Source organism: Saccharopolyspora karakumensis (assembly GCF_004349225.1).
GTDB lineage: Bacteria > Actinomycetota > Actinomycetes > Mycobacteriales > Pseudonocardiaceae > Saccharopolyspora > Saccharopolyspora endophytica.
Map to the genome: position 1 here is coordinate 64,513 of NZ_SMLA01000023.1, position 19,270 is coordinate 83,782.

Here is a 19,270-nt window from a genome sequence, read left to right on the forward strand (position 1 = left end):
CCGCCTCCCGGAACACGCTCCGAAGTTGCCCCGAAGGTGGAACACGAGCCGACTCGCGGAGGGGAACACCTGTGCGGGCGCCGATCAGAGCTGTGCAAGGCTGAACGACGTGCGCGAGGAGGACAAGGGACAGCGGCTGCTCCGCCGCGTCCTCGCCGGGATCCCGGCCGACGAGTCGCCCGTGACGCACGTCGAGCACCGGCCGGCCCGGCCCGCCCAGACCGCCGACTGGCCGAAGTGGGCACCGCCCCGGCTCGTCGAGGCGTTCCAGGCGCGCGGCGCGGACGAGCCGTGGATCCACCAGGTCGAGGGTGCCGAGGCGGTGCACGACGGCGAGAACGTCGTCGTCGCCACCGGCACCGCGTCCGGGAAATCGCTGGTCTACCAGCTGCCGGTGATCTCGCAGCTGCTCGCCGACCCCAAGTCCACCGCGCTGTACCTCTCCCCCACCAAGGCGCTGGCCGCCGACCAGTTGCGCAGCATCTCCGAGCTGGAGCTCCCCGAGCTCCGCGCGGTGAGCTACGACGGCGACACCCCGCAGGCCGAGCGGGACTGGGTGCGCCAGCACGGGCGGTGGATCTTCACCAACCCCGACATGCTGCACTTCGGCGTGCTGCCGTCGCACGGGCGCTGGGCGCACTTCTTCCGCCGGCTCACGCACGTCGTGATCGACGAGTGCCACACCTACCGGGGCGTGTTCGGCTCGCACGTCGCGCTCCTGCTGCGCAGGCTCCGGCGGATCGCCAACCGCTACGGCTCGGACCCGGTGTTCGTGCTGGCCTCGGCCACGGTGTCGGACCCCGCCGAGCTCGCCGAACGGCTGACCGGCGCCTGCTGCCGGGCGATCACCGAGGACGGTTCGCCGCGCGGAGCGCGCACCGTCGCGCTCTGGGAACCGCCGCTGCTGGACGACCTCGTCGGCGAGAACGGCGCCCCGGTCCGCCGCAACGCCGGCTCCGAGGCCGCGCGGATCCTGACCGAGCTGGTCATCGAGGACGCCCGCACGCTGGCCTTCATCCGATCCCGGCGCGGCGTCGAACTCGCCGCGCTCGCCGCGCGACGCGCGCTGTCCGAAGTGGACTCGACGTTGCCGGACCGGGTCTCCGCCTACCGCGGCGGATATCTGCCCGAGGACCGGCGCGAACTGGAACGATCCCTGCTGACCGGGGAACTGCGGGCCGTGGCCACCACCAACGCGCTGGAGCTCGGGGTCGACATCTCCGGGCTCGACGCCGTGGTCGTCGCCGGGTACCCGGGCACCCTCGCCTCGTTCTGGCAGCAGGCCGGACGCGCCGGGCGCGACGGGGACGGCGCGCTGGTGGTCTTCGTGGCGCGCGACGACCCGCTGGACACCTACCTCGTGCACCACCCGCCCGCCGTGCTGTCCCGGCCGGTCGAAGCGACCGTGCTCGACCCCGCCAACCCGTACGTGCTGGAACCGCACCTGGCCTGCGCCGCGGCCGAGCTGCCGCTGACCGAGGAGTCGTTCGAGATCTTCGGCGGCGAACCCGCGCGGCGGGCGGTCGAGGCGCTGACCGCCGACGGCGTGCTGCGGCGACGCCCGCACGGCTGGTTCTGGACCGCTAGGGAACGCCCGCACCGCACCGTCGAGCTGCGCGGCTCCGGCGGCCCGCCGATCGCCGTCGTCGAAGGCGAATCCGGACGCATGCTCGGCACGGTGGACCCCGATTCCGCCTGCTCGACGGTGCATCCGGGAGCGGTGTACCTGCATCGCGGCGAGTCCTTCGTCGTCGACGAGCTCGACCTCGACGCGGCGATCACGCTGGTCCACGAGGAGAGCCCGGACTGGACGACCTCGCCGCGCAACGACGTGGACATCTCCGTGCTGCGCACCGTCGAGAGCCACGACACCGGCGCCGGGGTCACCGTGCACCTGGGCGAGGTGGAAGTGACCTCGCAGGTCATCGGCTACCTGCGGAAACGACCGACCGGCGAGGTGCTGGACCAGGTTCCGCTGGACCTGCCCGCGCAGACGCTGCGCACGCGCGCCGTCTGGTACACGGTCGGTCAGGACTTGTTGATGGGCAGCGCGCCGGGGGGCGCCGGGCTGGAACCGGCGCGCATCCCCGGCGCGCTGCATGCCGCCGAGCACGCGGCGATCGGCCTGCTACCGCTGTTCGCGACCTGCGATCGATGGGACATCGGCGGGGTCTCAACCGCTCTGCACGCCGACACCGGGGAGGCAACGGTGTTCGTGCACGACGGCCATCCGGGTGGAGCCGGATTCGCCGACCGCGGTTTCGCCGCATTGGTCCCATGGCTGGCCGCGACGCGGGAAGCGATCGCTTCCTGCGACTGCCCGGCCGGATGCCCGTCCTGCGTTCAGTCGCCAAAGTGCGGGAATGGCAACGAACCGCTGGACAAGGCAGGGGCGGTGGCTGTTCTCGATGCGGTTTCGGCCGTGCTTCGGGGGAGCACCGGCGGTCCGGGTGGGCCGCCCGACCGGGCACGATGAGCACTGGGGCTGGTTGGTGCGTGCTCGCGGGAATCTCGTGACCGGTCGGGCCGGGGAGCCCTGGGCGCGGAAACCGGGCCGGTTCGGTGCGTCACGGCCGCAGGATCACCTGCTCGCTGCGAGAACCTCCGCCACGTTCTCCGGTTGGTCGTCGATCTCCAGTGCGGTCCGGAGCGCGTCCTGGACGAACTCCGGGCTGGGCAGCTGCCAGGCGCACACCTCAGGCTTGACCCTCCAGTGCACCGCACCGCCCGGGTAGACCGACGGTGGCAGCGGAACCCAACTCCCCTTGCCGTGCAAGCGGATTCCGCTCTCCTCTGCCAGCTCGCCGTTGAGCCGACCCCCAGGGGACATCAGGAAGAACCAGCTGCCGGTCGGGGTCGCCACGATCGGCACCGGGAATCCGCCGGCGCGCAGCACCTTCGCCGCCCGCCTGCCGATCGCGATGTCGACCTCGATGGCGTCGGCCTGGTAACCGGTGGCGAGCAGCAGGTTGTAGGGGTGCTCGTCCCACCAGGCCATGACCTCGTGCAGGTCGGCCCCCAGGCCGTCCTGCCAGTCGGCCCGCACGGGGGTCGGGCCGTGCAGCTGCCGGCCTCGGCGACCGAGCCACTCACCATCTCGGGGGAAGGTTCCGGGCAACACCGACCAACCACGCGACGCGAAGTCGATTGCCTGCACTCGCAGGTCGATCCGGCTGCTGGTCAGCCCGGCCGGGTGGGCCGGGACGCCGCGGAAGGCGCTCTGCCACCTCTCCGCAGACCATTGCATCTGTCTCCGCCTCCTCGTTCAGCGATGAGCGACGTCTTGCGCCTTGAGGTCGACCGGCCGGATTTCGGGGTTCCGGCCGATCCCCCGACCTCCTTGTCGGGTGGACCTCGGTTCGTGGCGAACCTGGGCTCGCCGCTCACACATTCAAAGAAACGTCATCCAGCCCCGGGGCGTACAGACCCGGTGCGACGACCGGTCGTTCGGCGACGACGAACGTGAAAGATTCAACACACGCGCTGAAAGCCCGGTAGCGGCGCCGGTGGCGCTTCGCCGACCGCTCCGCTGCCCACCGGACCGCTCGCCGACCGCTCGTCGTACTGCCCGCGTGATACGCGCGGCTCAACCGGGGCCGGTCCGGCGCGAGCCCGTGCGCTCGGAGGTTGCCGCCCGGCCAGCTCTCCCGCCACCTCGACGCGGACCTCTCGACCGGTCAGGGTGCAGGTGAGCAGGTGCGTCCGCATCCCGCCGGTCACCCGTCGGGCCTGCGCGCAGGCGTGTTCGGGTCCACCGATCACGTGAGCCGCAGCGGCCAGCGCCGCGAGATCGGCGGCGCCTTCGGCCCGCTGCCGGGCGGCGGTGGCGGCGCCGAGCTGCACGAGCCACCCCAGCAGCACCAGCACGACCAGTGACAGCACCGCGGCGAGCACCGTCGCCGAACCGCGGTCGTTCATCCTGCCTCCCCGGGTTCGAGGATCGCGACGGCGTCGGCGCGCAGCCAGTGCGCGCTGACGAGCACCTCGACCTGGTCACCGCGGATCACGTGGGCGTAGTGCGCGCCGACGGGCGCGATGGCGCGCACCGCCCGCTCAGCCCGGGGCGCGTCTCCCCGGGCGAGCAGGCGGGCGGCCTCGACGGCGGCGTCCTGGCAGCGGAGCTGGTCCAGCACCGCCATCCCGCCGAGCAGCAGCAACCCGAAGACGCCGATCAGCGAGCAGACGCCCAGTGCCGCCTCGACGGTCACCGAGCCCCGATCGTTCACGTCCCCGCCCCCTGCAGCCCTCGCTCGATGAGGCCGGTCAACGCCTCTTCGACCGAGCCGCTGGTCACCACGGCGTAGAGGGTGGTCGCGAAGGCCACGGCCGCGAGCGTGCCGACCGCGTACTCCGCCGTGGACATGCCGTCGTCGCCGGTCAGCGCGACCCGCAGCCGCCGGATGAGGTTCCACATCGTCTTCTCCTTATGTCTACAGTGGATTGATCGGGATCCGGTCGAACATGCCGAGCACGACCGGGAGCACTCCCAGGCACAGGAACGCGGGCAGGAAGCACAGCCCCAGCGGCGCCGAGATCCACACGGCACCGCGCTGTGCCCGCACCTCCGCCAGCTCGGAGCTGCGCGCCCGCGCGCGGTCGGCGAGCTCGGCCGCCACGTCGGCGAGCGCGCTGCCGGTGCGGGCGGTCCTCCGGGCGGCGCGGGCGAGTTCGGCCGTGTCCGGGTCGCGCAGCGCCGGTTCCCACCCGGCAGCGGCGTCCGAGCCGAGGGCGAGGTGGTCGGCGACCTCGTTCAGCGTCCGCCGGGCGGTGCCGTCGACCTCGACCGCGACGGCGCGCACGATCACCGGCACCGGCAGCCCGGCCCGCATCCCCGCCGCCAGCAGGTCCCATCCGGCGGCGAGCACCAGCGGGTCGGCCCGCTCCTCGCGCCGGGGACGTCGTGCCGCCGGTGGGCGCCGATGCGGACCCAGCCGGTGGCGGGTCGGGGCGACGGGGACCAGCAGCACGGCTGCGGCCGCGGTGAGCAGCGCGAACACCTGGCTCATGTCCGCACCACCACCGACCTCGTCAGGCGCGAGCTCCACAGCACCCCCGCGATCAGCAGGGCGACGCCGACGAGCAGGAGCAGCTGCCCGGCGGGACCGCTGCCGAACACCGCGAGCGGCGAAGCACCGGCGGCCTGCCCGAAGCCCAGCCCGAGCACCGGCAACCCGGTGAGCACCCCCGCCGTGGCACGCGGGCCGGCCATCTTCGCGGTCACCTCGCGGCGGAAGGCGGTGCGCCGCTCGACGTCGCGGCGCAGGCTGTCCAGCAGTACCGCCAGCGCGACGCCGTGCCGTTCGGCCAGGTCCCAGGCCCGCGTCAGCCGTCGCACCGGCGCGCGTGGTCGCCCGGCCAGCGCGGACACGTCGCCGCCGAGCCGGGCGGTCGCCGCCAGGTCCCGGAAGAGCGCGGCGACGCCCGGCCCGGCTTCGGCCGCCGCGCCCTCGGCCGCGTTCGCCGGGTGCGCGCCCGCGCGCAGTTGCGCGACCAGCAGCCGCATCGCCTCGGCGAACTCGTCGTCGAGCGCGAGTTCCCGCCGCTCGTCGCGGTTTTCGCGGACGTACCTGCCCGCGAGCAGGGTCAGCGCGATCGCCGCGCACGAGCCCGCCGGACCCGCGACGGCGAACCCGGCGATACCGGTCGCCAGCGGCAGCAGGCGTTTCGGCCTCGGCAACCCCAGCGGTGCGCGCCTGAGTCCGGGGAGCCGGTGACGAGTGGTGAGCGCGGGCCAGCACAGCAGTCCGGCCGCGCCGAGCAGGGCGCTCGTGATCAGCACGGCAACGCACCTCCCCTGGACTCCAGCAACGCCGCCAGCTCCTCGCGGCCCACGCCCCAACCGGTTTCGCGTTCCCAGGCCGGTCGCACGGTCACCTGATCACCCGACCGGTGCAGCACCCCGATCGCGGCGAGGCGCCTGCGCCTCACCTGCAGCACGACCTGCACGGCGGCGGCGAGCTGGCTGTGCAGGGCATCGCGGGACAGCCCGCCGAGCGCGGCCAGCGCCTCCATCCGGGCGGGCACCTCGCGCGGCGAGTTGGCGTGCAGCGTGCCGCCGCCTCCGTCGTGCCCGGTGTTGAGCGCGGCGAGCAGCTCGCGCACCTCCGCACCGCGCACCTCGCCGACGACCAGGCGGTCCGGCCGCATCCGCAGCGCCTGCCGCACCAGCTCGCGGACGCCGATCTCACCGGCGCCTTCCACGTTCGGCGGCCTGGTCAGCAGTCGCACCACGTGCGGGTGCCGGGGACGCAGCTCCGCCGCCTCCTCGACGCACACGATCCGCTCGCGGTCCCCGACCTCGCCGAGCATCGCCGCGAGCAGCGTCGTCTTGCCGCTGCCGGTTCCACCGGTGATCAGGAACGCGAGCCTGCGCGCCACGATCTCGCGCAGCACTGCGGCGCTGCGCTCGTCGAAGGTCCCCGCCCGCTGCAACGCGGTGAGGTCGTGCGCGGCCGGGCGCAGCACCCGCAGCGAGATGCAGGTCCCGTCCCCGGCGACCGGCGGCAGCACCGCGTGCAGCCGGACCGCGCGGGTGCCGCGCTGCGGCATCCAGGCGTCGACCCACGGCTGGGCGTCGTCGAGCCGACGTCCGGTGGACATCGCCAGGCGCTGAGCGAGACGGCGCACGGAGTCCTCGTCCGCGAAGCGCACCGGCGTCGGCCGCAGCCCGTCGCCCCGATCGACCCAGACCTTCTCCGGCGCGGTGACCAGCACGTCGCAGGTCGCCGGATCGTCCAGCAGCGGGTCCAGCACTCCCGCACCGGAGAACTCCTGCTGGACGACGCGCAGCGCGGCGAGCACGTCGGCGTCGGCGACCAGCCCGCCGGATTCGGCGCGGACCGCCTCGGCGACGGCTGCCGGGTTCAGCGGCGAGCCGTTGCCCACCAGCCGGTTTCGCACCCGTGCCAGCAGTTCCCGATCCACGGACATCACGGACCTTCCCTTCACCGGCCGACAACGGCAGGACGACATGGCCGATCGCACGGGATCGGCCTGAGCTTCAACAGGAGTTCAGCGCGGTACCGGTGACTCCGCCGAGGCGAGCTCGGCCAGCACGGCACCGGCCGCCGCGGCCAGCGGGCTGCGGCGGTTGAGCGCGGAGACGAGGTCACCGCGGTCGACGGCGGCGGGCAGGCGCGGTTGTGGTCGCATCGTGGCGAGCACCGGCGCGCCGGCGGCCCGCGCGACGTCACGTGGTCGCAAGCCGCCCGGGGACGGTCCGCGCACCACCAGCCTCACCCGGTGTCCCGCGCGTTCGATCACCGAGGCGACGACCCGCGCCGCCGCCGCGCAGGCGCGCACCTCCGCGGGCACCACGACGACCACGAGCTCGGCGTCGCCGAGCACCGACTCGTCGGAGTCACCCGGCGCCGGGCCGCGCGGGAGGTCGCACACCACGGTCGCGCCGGAGCGGCGACCGGCTCCGAGCACCGCGCGCACGCCTTCGGGTGTCAGCCCGCTCGGCGCCCGGTCCCGGTCGCAGGCGAGCACGGCCAGCTCTCCGCGTCCGACCCGCTTCTTCGGCAGCGCCTCGCGCAGCGCTCCGGCGCCGAGCCGCCCGGTGCCGACCGACAGGCCCGACCAGCGCACGCCCTCGTCGCGCTCCATGCCCGCGGCGAGGTCCAGGCCGCCGCCGAACGGATCGCAGTCGACCAGCAGCGACCGGCCGCCGGAGCGGGCGGCGACCACCGAGGCGGCAGTGGCCAGCGCCGAAGCGCCCGCGCCGCCGCATCCGCCGAGCACGGCCAGGACGCGGCCCTCGCCGACCGGTGCGTCCGCGGCGTCGGCCAGCAGCTCGATCAGCTCGTGCTCGTCCGAGGGCAGGGCCAGCACCCGCTCGGCACCGATGTCGAACGCGGTCCGCCACAGCCGCTCGCCGGTCGTCCGGCAGAGCAGCGCGACACCCCGCCTGCGGGGCAGGCCGTGGGTGGCGCACGCGGCGGCCGTCGGCTCGTCGAGCAGCACCAGCGGCGCCGCGCGCCACGCCGCGGGCAGCAGCCGTGGCGCGCGCTCGATCGTTCCGGCGGAGGCCGCGGCCAGCCGCGAGACCTCCTCCGCCAGTTCGGCGTCGCGCACCACCAGCAGCGGGCGCGCGGTCTCGGGGGCGGGCGAGTGTGCTGCCGCGGGCATGACGGGCTCCCTGGATCGGACTTTTCGGAGGCAAACCACTTCCGCATAGGCCGGAAGAAGGAGCGTTGTGCCGCGAATGGCCGCTCGTTATCCAAAGTGACCGAGGCCCTGTCGGCTGCCAAGCGATTTCTGAAATCTGTGGATGAACCCGTTCGCTGTGGATAACTCGTCTTCCCTGAAAGAGTCACACAAGGGACGCATTAGCAATGAAGTCAATTCACATTTCACTCGCCCGAAGACTGTTGCGCGAGCACGAACTCCGCGCAGGTGGGAGCATCCGGACACGAGACGACCCCCGCCAGGGGGGAGGGGCGGGGGTCGTCGTAGTTCAGCTCCGGGGGGTCGAGCTGAACTGGTCCGGTCATGCCGGACTCCCCACACTGTATCCCGCAGATCCCCAGTAATGCCTCCCGTCCATTTGAGGGAACGTCTTTGCTCTCAGTGCCCGACAAACTGGCCTGACCCATTCATTCGTGGCAGAAAAAGCAACCCGGACGGCGAACAACCTTCCGACAACCACACGGTGTGTGAAAAATCGCTCCCTCAATGCACCCCACCGGACAAACAGCCCAGGATCGTGCGCACATGGCCGGAACCAGCCTGGAAATGCCACGTCGACGTGACTCGTATGCTGTCGGCGTGACTGAGCCCGCGAACCCCGCCGCAGCTTCCGGACGCCGGGTGGCCGCGTTCTTCGACCTGGACAAGACGATCATCGCCAAGTCGAGCACGCTCGCCTTCAGCCGCCCGTTCTTCCAGGAAGGGCTGATCAACCGCCGAGCGGTGCTCAAGAGCGCCTACGCGCAGTTCGTCTTCATGCTCGCCGGCGCCGACGCCGACCAGATGGACCGGATGCGCGCGCACATCACGTCGCTGTGCACCGGCTGGGACATCGACCAGGTCAACGCGATCGTCGAGGAAACCCTCCACGACATCGTCGACCCGCTCGTCTACAAGGAAGCCACCCAGCTCATCACCGACCACCAGGACCAGGGCCACGAGATCGTCGTGCTGTCGGCCTCCGGCCAGGAGGTCGTCGCCCCCATCGCCAAGCTCCTCGGCGCCGACCACTGGTCCGGCACGCGCATGGTCGTCTCCGAGGGTCGCTACACCGGCGAGGTCGACTTCTACTGCTCCGCGGAGAACAAGGCGGTCGCCGCCCGCGAACTCGCCGACAAGTACGACTACGACCTCGGCGAGTGCTACGCCTACTCCGACTCGGTCACCGACATGCCGCTGCTCGAAGCCGTCGGACACCCGACCGTCGTCAACCCCGACCGGGGCCTGCGCAAGGAAGCCGTCCAGCGCGGCTGGCCCTCGCTGGCCTTCGAGCACCCCGTCTCGCTGCGCGCCCGCATCCCCACCCCGTCCCGCGCCGCCGTCACCGCCGCGGGTGTCGGGCTCAGCGCCGTGGCGGCCGCCGGCGCGACCTGGTGGGGCGTGCGCGCCTGGCGTCGCCGACGGTGACCGGGAACGCCGGCAGATCACTGCTCGGTTCGCCCTGAAGGACCCTTGCAGTGACGGTCGCCACGGTCTACAAAGGGAAGTGCGGACCCTGTTTGGCCAGGGACGTTGTGGAGGAGAAACAGCGTCCACCCCACTCAGGCTCCGCGCGCGAGACTTGGAGCACCCACGCGTCGCCGCAGATAAGGCTGTCGTGCACAGGGTTGCGTCACGGGACGCCGGACGCCTAGCCCGAAAGTTACGACGAACAGCACGCTTGGTAACCCAAGAGCTCGCGCAGAGAGGGCGGCGCCCAGCACGGGCGCCGCTCTTTTGCGCGCTCCAAGCCCTCCGGACGACGTCCGGGGCGAGCGACCAAATCGCTTTCCGCTCGCCGCATCCCGCCGAGGGCGGTCGCGCACTCACCGAACACCGCAGGAATTCGACGATCGGATCAGTCCGGAACGTTGACCTCCCCATTTCCTGTGAGTAATTTCCTCATTTGTCCGCGTTCGTGGTGAACAGTTTCCGCCTGGTGCAGGGAGGCCGATGTGGCCCTGAAGACCCGAACTCGACGCGCCGTCGTCGCGTTGAGCGCGCTGGCCGTGGGGGCTGCCGCGCTGACCACCACCGGGAGCGCTGGGGAACCTCGGGCTCAGACCGCCGACGAGCTGCTCCGCGAGATGACCCTGGAGGAGAAGGTCGGGCAGCTGTTCGTCACCTACGCCTACGGCCGCACCGCGGACACGCCCGACCCGGTCAACCGGGAGGAGTTCGGCGTCGACACCCCGGCGCAGGTGGTGCAGAAGTACCACCTCGGCGGGATCATCCACTTCACCTGGTCCAACAGCCTCTACGACCCGAAGCAGATCGCCGAGCTGTCCAACGGGCTGCAGACCGCGGCGACGAGTTCGGGCGCGCAGGTGCCGCTGCTGATCTCCACCGACCAGGAGCAGGGCCAGGTCACCCGGATCACCGAGCCCGTCACGCAGCTGCCCGGCAACATGGCGCTCGGCGCCGGCCGCAGCCCGCAGGACGCCGAGCGCGCGGCGGCCATCACCGGCCGGGAACTGCGCGCCATGGGCCTGAACATGAACTTCGCGCCCAGCGGTGACGTCAACGTCAACCCGGCCAACCCGGTGATCGGCGTCCGGTCGTTCTCCTCCGACCCGACGCTGGCCGCGCAGTTCACCGCGGCGCAGGTGCGCGGCTACGAGGACGCCCAGGCTGCCGGCGAAGGCGTCTCGGCCTCGGTGAAGCACTTCCCCGGGCACGGCGACACCAGCACCGACAGCCACACCGCGCTGCCGGTCATCGAGCACGATCCGCAGCAGTGGGAGCAGCTGGACGCGCCCCCGTTCAAGGAAGCGATCGCGGCCAACACCGACTCGGTGATGAGCGCGCACATCGTGGTCCCCAAGCTCGACGATTCCGGGCAACCGGCCACGCTCGCTCCGAAGGTGCTCACCGGCATGCTGCGCCAGGAGCTCGGCTACCAGGGCGTGGTGTTCACCGACTCGCTGCAGATGGAGGGCGTCCGCCAGCAGCACCCGGACTCCGAGATCCCGGTGCTGGCGCTGCAGGCCGGCGCCGACGTGATGCTGATGCCGCAGAACCTGCAGGTCGCCATCGATGGCGTGATCGCGGCCGTACGCGACGGGCGGCTCACCGAGCAGCGCATCGACGAGAGCGTGTCGCGGGTGCTCAGGCTCAAGGAAGGCCGGGGCGTGCTGGCCAACCCGTTCGTCGACGTGTCCAAGGTGGACTCGATCGTCGGCAACCAGCAGCACCTCGCCGACGCCCAGCGGATCACCGACCGCAGCACGACGCTGCTGCGCAACGACGCCGCGCTGCCGCTGAAGTCGTCCGGTTCGGTGTTCGTGACCGGTGCGGGCGAGAAGGGCACGAAGGCGCTGTCCGACTCGGTGCGGGCGCGCGGATCGCAGAGCTCCGCGCTGGCCACCGGCACCAAGCCGACTCAGGAGCAGATCGGGCAGGCCGTCGAGCAGGCCGAGGCCCACGACGTCGCGGTGGTGCTGACCAGCGCCGCCTGGAACCCCGACAACGCCGGGCAGCTGGACCTCGTGCGCGCGCTGCAGGCGACCGGCAAACCGGTCGTGGCGGTGGCCGTGCGCGACCCGTACGACGCCGCCTACGTCGACGTGCCCGCCTGGATCGCCAGCTACTCGGACAAGCCGGTCGCCATGGAATCGGTCGCCAAGGTCCTCTTCGGCGAGGCCACGCCCGCGGGCAAGCTGCCGGTCCCCGTGCCCGAGCCTGGTAAGCCTGGAACCGACAGGTATCCCTTCGGCTTCGGTTTGGCCTGGTGAACAGCATGAGCGGAATCGGCAGGCGGCGGTTCCTCACCGCCTCGGCCCTGGCGGTCCCGGCCGTCGGCGTGGCGTCCAGTTCGGCCTGCGCGGCCAAGCCGGCGCAGGTCGCGCCCGGAGCGGTGCGCACCGGCGCGGACGTGCTGGCGAGCAGGGACTTCTCGGACCTCGCCGGGCACCGCCTCGGCATCGTCACCAACCCGACGGGCGTGCTGTCCTCGCTGGATCACCTGGTGGACGTGATGCACGCGGGCGGCAAGGTCGACATCGCGGCGGTGTTCGGGCCCGAGCACGGATTCCGCGGCACGTCGCAGGCCGGCGGGTCCGAGGGCGACTACCGCGATCCGCGCACCGGGTTGCCGGTCTACGACGCCTACGGCGCCGACGCCGCCAAGCTCGCCGAGCTGTTCCGCAAGGCCGGTGTCGAGCAGGTCGTCTTCGACATCGCCGACGTCGGCGCCCGCTTCTACACCTACATCTGGACGATGTACACGGCGATGCAGGCCGCGCAGCAGCTCGGCCTGGGCTTCACCGTGCTGGACCGGCCGAACCCGGTCGGCCCGCTGGTCGCCGGGCCGCAGCTGGACCTGCGGTTCGCCTCCGGGGTCGGCGAGCTGCCGATCGTGCAGCAGCACGGCATGACCGTCGGCGAGCTGGCGCGGATGTTCGACCGCGTCCACCTGCCCTCGCCGCTGCCGCAGCTCACCGTGATCCGGGTCGACGGCTGGCAGGGACGCACCGCCGACACCGGCCTGCCGTGGGTTCCGCCGAGCCCCAACATGCCCACCCCCGACACCGCGGCGGTGTACCCGGGCACCGGGTTGTTCGAGGGCACCACGTGGTCCGAGGGCCGCGGCACGACGCGTCCGTTCGAGATCATCGGGGCGCCCGGCGTCGACTGGAAGTGGGCCGAGGAGCTCAACGGGCTGGGCATCGAGGGCGTGCGGTTCCGCGAGACCTACTTCGTCCCGACGTTCTCCAAGCACGCCGAGCAGCCCTGCGGTGGCGTGCAGCTGCACCGAACGGGTGATCTCGACCCGATCCACCTCACCGTTGCGATGTTGGTCACAGCCCGACGGCTCTATCCCCAGCTCTTCTCTTGGCGAGAGGATGGGATGGTCGATAAGTTGTCCGGCTCGGACCGGCTGCGCGGCATGGTGGACGCGGGCGCCGGCGTTGGCGAGATCACCGATTCCTGGCGGCAGGACGTCGTCGACTTCCGTCGGCATCGCGACGGGTACCTGCTGTACCGCTGAGGGGGCCTTGGATGGGCAAGACCGTGCTGGCGGCCGTGGCGCTGCTGTCGCTGACCGCGCTGGGCGGCTCCGCCGCGGCCGCGCCGGGACGGGCGGCAGGGCACTTCGACCGTCCCCAGGACGGCTTCGCGCCCGCCGAAACGCTGCTGCAGGACGGCACGCCCTCGGGCATCGGACTCGACCCGAAGCCGATCGACGACGCGTGGCGGCAGCTCGCGGCGTGGACCGAGAAGACTCCTGACGTCGAACACCCGATGTACGCCGGTGCCGTGGGCCTGCTCGCGCACGACGGCGTGGTCGTCAGCCGCACCGCCGCGGGCGAGCAGCTGCGCTACGCCGACGGCAAGGGCACCGAACTGCCCGCGCAGGACCAGGAACCGATGCGCGCCGACACGATCTTCGACGTCGCCTCGATCAGCAAGCTGTTCACCTCGATCACCGCGCTGCAGCTCGTCGACGACGGCACGATCTCGCTGGACGACCCGGTCGCCGAGCACCTGCCGGAGTTCGCGGTCAACGGCAAGCAGGGCATCACCGTCGAGCAGCTGCTCACCCACACCTCCGGGCTGCAGGCCGAGGTGCAGCTGTGGAAGCTGCCGCCGGAGCAGCGCATCCCGTCGGTCATGGCGCTGACCCCCGAGCACCCGCCGGGCACGAAATACGAGTACTCCGACCCGAACATGATCACCCTCGGCGTGCTGGTCGAGCGGGTCACCGGGCACCCGCTGGACCAAGTCGTCCAGGAGTGGATCACCAAACCGCTGGGCATGCGCGACACCGGCTACAACCCGCCGGAGTCCCAGCTGCACCGGATCGCGGCCACCGAGTTCCAGACCGACCCGCCGCGCGGCATGGTGCGCGGCCAGGTGCACGACGAGAACGCCTGGTCGCTGGGCGGTGTGGCCGGTCAAGCCGGTGTCTTCTCGACCGCCGACGACCTCGCGAAGCTCGGGCAAACGCTGCTCAACGGCGGGACCTACGGCGGCACCCGGATCCTGTCCGAGCGCACCGTCGAGAAGATGCTGACCGACTTCAACACCGAGTTCCCGGGCAACTCGCACGGTCTCGGCTTCGAGCTCGACCAGCGCTGGTACATGGCCGGGCTCAGCGCTCCGCGCACCGCCGGGCACACCGGCTACACCGGGACGTCGCTGGTCATCGACCCGGCGTCGCGGTCGGTGGCGGTGCTGCTGACCAACCGCGTGCACCCGTCGCGCGAGTGGGGTTCCAACAACCGCGCCCGCCAGACCCTCGCGCAGGGCATGGCCCGCGCGCTGGCGGTCTTCCCCCGCCACGGCCGCGCGTCGTTCCACGCACCCGGGACGGCGACGCTGACCAGCGCGCCGCTGGGCCCGGCGGACGGGCCGCTGGAGGTGTCCTTCGACGCCTTCGTCGACACCCAGCAGGACGCCGACGGCACCGACGCGCTCACCGTCGAGTCCAGCTCGGACGGGGTGAACTGGCGGCCGGTGCCGCTGACCGCGTCCGGTCCCGGGGCTCCGGAGGGCCCGCAGCCCGCGCTGGCGGGTTCGGGGCATCGCGCCTGGTGGAAGGTCAGCGGCGAGGTGCCCGCCGAGCCGGGCAAGAAGGTCCAGCTGCGCTGGCGCTACGGCGTCGACGCCCAGTACGAGGGCCGAGGGGTCAACGTCGACGGCCTCAAGGCCACCGACGGCGACCGCACCCTGCTCGACTCCGAGCGCGACTCCACCGAGCTGCACCTCGACGGCTGGACTTCCGCCCCGCGCTGACGCGACACCGCCGTCCGTCGTCACGAGCGGATTCACGCCTGGATCGAAGGCGACCTGAGCGCAGCGGGGTGGCTCGCCGAACCCGTTTCCCCGACGGGTCGCGAGGCGGCTTCCGGTCAGATGACGAGTTCGCGCGGCGCGCACCGACCGAGCGGGTGTACAAGTCGATCTCGGGGACCGGGTACTTAGCCCTCATCGAACTGCGCGGCGGCGATGCAACCTGGACCCGGACGCGAACCGTCTACCCGACGGATACTCAAGATATGCATTGACCTGCACAAGAAACGGTTAGTAAGTTTCCCACATGGCCATTACGGAAATCTCCGCTGAATCGAGCGAGGGCAGCCCCCTCGTCAAGATTCGCTCGCTGTTGCCCGGACTCGCGCGGGCCGAGCAGCGCGTGGCCAACATCGTGCTCGCCGATCCCGCCTCGATCTCGCGCCGCAGCATCACCGAGGTCGCCGAGGCGGCGGGCACCAGTGAAACGACCGTCACCCGGTTCTGCAAGGCCATCGGCGTCGGCGGATACCCGGACCTGCGGATCGCCCTGGCCGCAGACACGGCGCGCACCTCGACCCGCGACCGGGAGCTGGGCGGCGACATCGGCCCGGACGACGGCATCGGCGACATCATCTCCAAGGTCGGCTACGCCGACGCCAAGGCCGTCGAGGAGACCGCGGGCCAGCTCGACGCCGCATCGCTGAACGCGCTGGTCGACGCGGTCGCCACCGCGCGCCGCATCGACGTCTACGGCGTCGGCGCCAGCGCCTTCGTCGCGCTCGACCTCCAGCAGAAGCTGCACCGCATCGGACTGGTCAGCTTCGCCTGGTCGGACACGCACAACGCGCTGACCTCGGCCGCCGTGCTCGAACCCGGCGACGTCGCGATCGGCATCTCGCACACCGGCGCGACCACCGAGACCGTCGAGGCGCTGCGCGAGGCCAAGCGGCACGGCGCCACGACCGGGGCGATCACCAACTTCGCGCGCTCCCCGATCACCGAGGTCACCGACCACGTGCTGACCACGGCGGTGCGCGAGACGACCTACCGGTCCGGCGCGATGGCCAGCCGGATCGGACAGCTGACCGTGATCGACTGCTTGTTCATCGGTGTCGCCCAGCGGCACCTGGAGCAGACCAAAACGGCGCTGGAAGCGACGCGCGAGGCCGTCTCCGGACACCGCCTCGGCAGTCGCCCCGATCGGCGCCGGCACAAAGAGGCGTGATGCATCGCGCCACGGCCGGCCTCGAACAATCGAACAGGAGGCATGAATGAGCCGGGATCACGCGATTCGCGTCGCATCGCCGACCGAGCAGACCAATCCCCTCACCCGCGACATCGATCTGCTGCCCACGCTGGACGTCCTGCAGCTGTTCAACAGCGAGGACCGCACGGTGCCGGAGGCCGTCGGCCGGGTGCTGCCGGAGCTGGCGGAGGCGGTCGACCTCGCGGTGGCGGCGCTGCGGTCCGGTGGCCGGGTGCACTACGTGGGCGCGGGAACGTCGGGGCGACTGGCCGTGCTCGACGCCGCCGAGCTGATCCCGACCTTCAACGCTCCCCCGGACTGGTTCATCGCGCACCAGGCGGGCGGCCCGGAGGCCTACCAGCAGGCCGTGGAGAACGCCGAGGACGACGAGGACGCGGGTGCCCGCGAGATCCGCGCGCAGGGCTCCGACAAGGACTTCGTGCTCGGCCTGGCGGCGTCCGGCCGCACCCCGTACGTGATCTCGGCGCTGGCCGCCGCGAAGGAGATCGGCGCCAGCACCGCGTTGCTGACCTCGAACCCGAAGCCCGGCGAGGTCCCGGCAGACGTGGTCATCGCCGCCGACACCGGTCCGGAGCCGATCAGCGGCTCGACCCGGATGAAGGCCGGAACCGCGCAGAAGCTGGTGCTCACGTCGTTCTCGACCGCGGTGATGATCAAGCTGGGCCGGGTCTACTCGAACTTCATGGTCAGCATGCTCGCGACCAACGCCAAGCTGCGCGGACGCACGATCAACATCCTGCAGGAGTCGACCGGCGAGTCCGAGCAGACCTGCGCCGACGCGCTCACCGCGGCGGGCGGCGACCTCAAGACGGCCCTGGTCCACCTGCTCTCCGGCGCCGACGTCGAGCGCTCGGCAGCGGCGCTGGCCGTGGCCGACGGCCAGGTCCGCGACGCCCTCCGGAGCCTGGAGGGCTGAGGCGGAACGGGCGGCGAGGTCCGGCCTCCCCGCCCGTCAGGCCATCGACCTGGCGACGACTGCGAACGCCTCGCTCATCAGGTCCCAGAAGCGCCCCTGGTCCAGCGTGGTCGGGACCAGGGCGTTCCTGGACTCCGGCGGGGCCTTGAAGTCGGTGACGGTCATCCCCGAGGTGAACCGGCCCTGCGTCTCGACGTCGACCCGGGCGGGCGCGGCGTCCATCAGGGTCGGGTCGATCAGGTAGGCGATCGCGCAGGCGTCGTGGATCGCCGGGCCGAGCTCCTGGTAGTCGGGGAACCGGCCGTAGAAGTCCAGGCACGGCGTGAGCAGCTCGGATTCGAGCCGCCCGAGACCGGCGAAGCGGGTGCGGACCACCGAGTTCGCGCGGGCCTGGTGGGTCAGGTCGAGCCCGATCATGACCGTCGTCCAACCCGCTTCGAAGACCACGGCGGCGGCTTCGGGGTCGGCCATGATGTTGAACTCGGCCGCCGGCGTCCGGTTGCCGCGCGTGTAGGCGCCGCCCATGATCACGAACTCGGCCGCCCACTCGACGATCCGCGGCTCCTTGCGCACCGCGAGCGCGATGTTGGTCAGCGGACCCGTCGCGACCAGGCTGATCTCGCCCGGAGCGGCGGCCAGCGTCTCGATGATCAGGTCCACCGCGTGGCGCGGGTCGAGCTCGGTCGCGGTCTCCGGCAGCACGACCTCGCCGAGACCCATCACGCCGTGCACGTTCCCGGCGTTGATGCCCTCGCGCACCAGCGGCCGCCCGGCGCCGCGCGCGACCGGCGCGGTCATGCCGTAGAAGTCGCGCAGCCGGAGCGAGTTCTCGGTGGTGAACTCCAGCGGCACGTTCCCGCCGACGGCGGTGATGCCCACGACGTCCAGCCGCGGATCGCCGTGCGCGAGCGCCAGGGCCAGGGCATCGTCGATGCCGGGGTCGCAGTCGATCAAGACCTTCTTCACCGTCAGCCCTCCTGAACGGCGTCGGCGATGGAAGCGGCCTCGCGGGCACCGGCTTCCAGCGCGGAGCAGCAGTGCACGATCCAGGACGCGACCGCGTCGGGGTCACCGGTGGCGAAGCCCAGCGCGCGCTCGGCGTAGTCCTCCTGCCTGCGGAAGTAGGCGACCTCGGGGACGACGAGCCCCTTGGGGTCCAGGCCGCTGCCGATGACGGCGAGCCGGGCTGCGGCGCGGGCGATGACGCCGTCGGCGTGACCGAACGGGGTCAGCGCGAGCAGTTCGCCGTGCACCACCGCAGCCAGCACCGGCCCGGCGCCGTGCGCCTTGGGCTCGGTGATGATCTCGCTGAGCAGGTCGAGCCGTTCGGCGATCACCGGGTCGGCGTGCGGCCGGCCGAGCTGGTCGGGGTCGTCGACGAGGTCGCTCGCGGCGAGCACGTGCATCCGGGCCAGGGCCTGCCGGGGCGCGCGCTGCCAGGTGGGCAGCAGGGTGCCCATGGCCTCGGCGACGCGCAGCGATCCGGCCAGCAGCGGGTCGCTGACCTCTCCGGACTCGGGGATCTCGGTGGCACCGCCTGCGACCGCGGCCGAGGCGCGGGCCGCGCGCACGGAGGCTTCGGCGGCGGTAGCCGGCCAGCCGCGCCGGTTGGCCGGGTGCCGGTGGATCTCGTCAATGGCGGCGCGTGCGGCGGCCACCGCGTCTGCGACCCCGTCGAGTTCCAGCAGCGGTGCCAGCGATGGCTTGTCGTTCACGGGTCCTGACGCTACCGGCCGGTACCGGAAACCCCGGCGAGCGGCCCGTGTGCGAGTTGTGCCACAGTTGCAGCCACGTTGCACCTGTTCGACCCTGCGTTACCGCAGGACAACGCACCGGAAGCATTGCGGCACCGGAGGGTGGCGGTATGAATCCGGTCCGTTGCGACCGAATGGTCTGAACCAATCAAGCGAAACCTCTGTTGCAGTGAACCAGATCGCACTACGGTTCCCCTATCACTGCATTCACATCTCCAGGGAGGTTCTGGGCAATGAGTCAGCCCGACGGGCAGAGCAACACGCTCGACAACCTGCTGACGGAAAGCAGGACGTTCCCGCCGTCCGAGGATTTCGCGGCGCAGGCCAACGCCACGTCGGCGCTCTACGGCCAGGCCGATGCGGACCGCGAGGCGTTCTGGGCCGAGCAGGCATCGCGGTTGCAGTGGGACACCGAGTGGGACCAGG

General features: G+C 71.9%; 18 protein-coding genes. 8 read left to right on the forward strand and 10 right to left on the reverse strand.

Annotated features, from left to right (window positions below; all coding sequences use genetic code 11):
* Positions 1–100 precede the first annotated feature (100 nt).
* Positions 101–2,476, forward strand: coding sequence for a DEAD/DEAH box helicase (locus tag E1202_RS16695; RefSeq protein ID WP_408006631.1), 2,376 nt, complete (start codon positions 101–103; stop codon positions 2,474–2,476).
* A 105-nt stretch (positions 2,477–2,581) separates the two neighbouring features.
* On the opposite strand, the gene E1202_RS16700 is transcribed toward E1202_RS16695, so the two are convergent.
* From E1202_RS16700 to ssd, 8 genes are all read right to left on the reverse strand, one after another.
* Entirely contained in the window at positions 2,582–3,247 is a 666-nt protein-coding gene (locus tag E1202_RS16700) for a bifunctional DNA primase/polymerase (RefSeq protein ID WP_132684080.1), read from the reverse strand.
* 224 nt (positions 3,248–3,471) lie between these two features.
* A complete protein-coding gene (locus E1202_RS16705; protein WP_132684081.1) occupies positions 3,472–3,918 on the reverse strand; it encodes an Rv3654c family TadE-like protein in 447 nt (148 codons plus the stop codon).
* Positions 3,915–4,226: a TadE family type IV pilus minor pilin gene (locus tag E1202_RS16710; RefSeq protein ID WP_207918693.1), complete on the reverse strand. Its 312-nt coding sequence runs from the start codon at positions 4,224–4,226 to the stop codon at positions 3,915–3,917. The genes E1202_RS16705 and E1202_RS16710 overlap by 4 nt, the downstream gene beginning before the upstream one ends.
* Positions 4,223–4,414, reverse strand: coding sequence for a DUF4244 domain-containing protein (locus E1202_RS16715; RefSeq protein ID WP_132684082.1), 192 nt, complete (start codon positions 4,412–4,414; stop codon positions 4,223–4,225). Before E1202_RS16715 ends, E1202_RS16710 begins: the two co-directional genes overlap by 4 nt.
* A 16-nt stretch (positions 4,415–4,430) precedes the next feature.
* On the reverse strand, positions 4,431–5,006 hold the full coding sequence (locus E1202_RS16720) for a type II secretion system F family protein (protein ID WP_207918695.1): 576 nt from the start codon (positions 5,004–5,006) through the stop codon (positions 4,431–4,433).
* Positions 5,003–5,779: a type II secretion system F family protein gene (locus tag E1202_RS16725; protein ID WP_235878500.1), complete on the reverse strand. Its 777-nt coding sequence runs from the start codon at positions 5,777–5,779 to the stop codon at positions 5,003–5,005. Before E1202_RS16725 ends, E1202_RS16720 begins: the two co-directional genes overlap by 4 nt.
* Positions 5,773–6,930, reverse strand: a complete 1,158-nt coding sequence (locus tag E1202_RS16730; RefSeq protein WP_235878511.1) for a TadA family conjugal transfer-associated ATPase — start codon at positions 6,928–6,930, stop codon at positions 5,773–5,775. Before E1202_RS16730 ends, E1202_RS16725 begins: the two co-directional genes overlap by 7 nt.
* Before the next feature lie 81 nt (positions 6,931–7,011).
* Positions 7,012–8,130 (reverse strand): septum site-determining protein Ssd, encoded by a 1,119-nt coding sequence (ssd, locus tag E1202_RS16735; protein ID WP_132684083.1) that lies wholly within the window; start codon positions 8,128–8,130, stop codon positions 7,012–7,014.
* A 606-nt stretch (positions 8,131–8,736) separates the two neighbouring features.
* On the opposite strand from ssd, the gene E1202_RS16740 reads away from it, so the two are divergent.
* From E1202_RS16740 to E1202_RS16765, 6 genes are all read left to right on the forward strand, one after another.
* Entirely contained in the window at positions 8,737–9,597 is an 861-nt protein-coding gene (locus tag E1202_RS16740) for an HAD-IB family hydrolase (protein WP_408006633.1), read from the forward strand.
* A 533-nt stretch (positions 9,598–10,130) separates the two neighbouring features.
* Entirely contained in the window at positions 10,131–11,903 is a 1,773-nt protein-coding gene (locus E1202_RS16745; RefSeq protein ID WP_132684099.1) for a glycoside hydrolase family 3 protein, read from the forward strand.
* Positions 11,904–11,908: 5 nt separating this feature from the next.
* Positions 11,909–13,159, forward strand: coding sequence for an exo-beta-N-acetylmuramidase NamZ family protein (locus E1202_RS16750; protein ID WP_132684085.1), 1,251 nt, complete (start codon positions 11,909–11,911; stop codon positions 13,157–13,159).
* Positions 13,160–13,170: 11 nt separating this feature from the next.
* A complete protein-coding gene (locus E1202_RS16755) occupies positions 13,171–14,907 on the forward strand; it encodes a serine hydrolase domain-containing protein (RefSeq protein ID WP_132684086.1) in 1,737 nt (578 codons plus the stop codon).
* Between the two features lie 304 nt (positions 14,908–15,211).
* Positions 15,212–16,132, forward strand: coding sequence for a MurR/RpiR family transcriptional regulator (locus E1202_RS16760; RefSeq protein ID WP_132684087.1), 921 nt, complete (start codon positions 15,212–15,214; stop codon positions 16,130–16,132).
* A gap of 46 nt (positions 16,133–16,178) precedes the next feature.
* Positions 16,179–17,090, forward strand: coding sequence for an N-acetylmuramic acid 6-phosphate etherase (locus E1202_RS16765; protein ID WP_132684088.1), 912 nt, complete (start codon positions 16,179–16,181; stop codon positions 17,088–17,090).
* Positions 17,091–17,126: 36 nt separating this feature from the next.
* Here the strand turns inward: E1202_RS16765 and E1202_RS16770 are convergent, their stop codons facing one another.
* Positions 17,127–18,056, reverse strand: coding sequence for a nucleoside hydrolase (locus E1202_RS16770; RefSeq protein WP_132684089.1), 930 nt, complete (start codon positions 18,054–18,056; stop codon positions 17,127–17,129).
* 2 nt (positions 18,057–18,058) lie between these two features.
* The gene (locus E1202_RS16775) at positions 18,059–18,805 is read right to left on the reverse strand and encodes a Fic family protein (RefSeq protein ID WP_132684090.1); all 747 of its coding nucleotides are present in this window, start codon (positions 18,803–18,805) and stop codon (positions 18,059–18,061) included.
* A 272-nt stretch (positions 18,806–19,077) separates the two neighbouring features.
* Here E1202_RS16775 and E1202_RS16780 point away from each other — a divergent pair.
* On the forward strand, positions 19,078–19,270 hold a 193-nt coding region (locus tag E1202_RS16780), incomplete at its 3' end, for an acetyl-coenzyme A synthetase N-terminal domain-containing protein (RefSeq protein ID WP_132679236.1).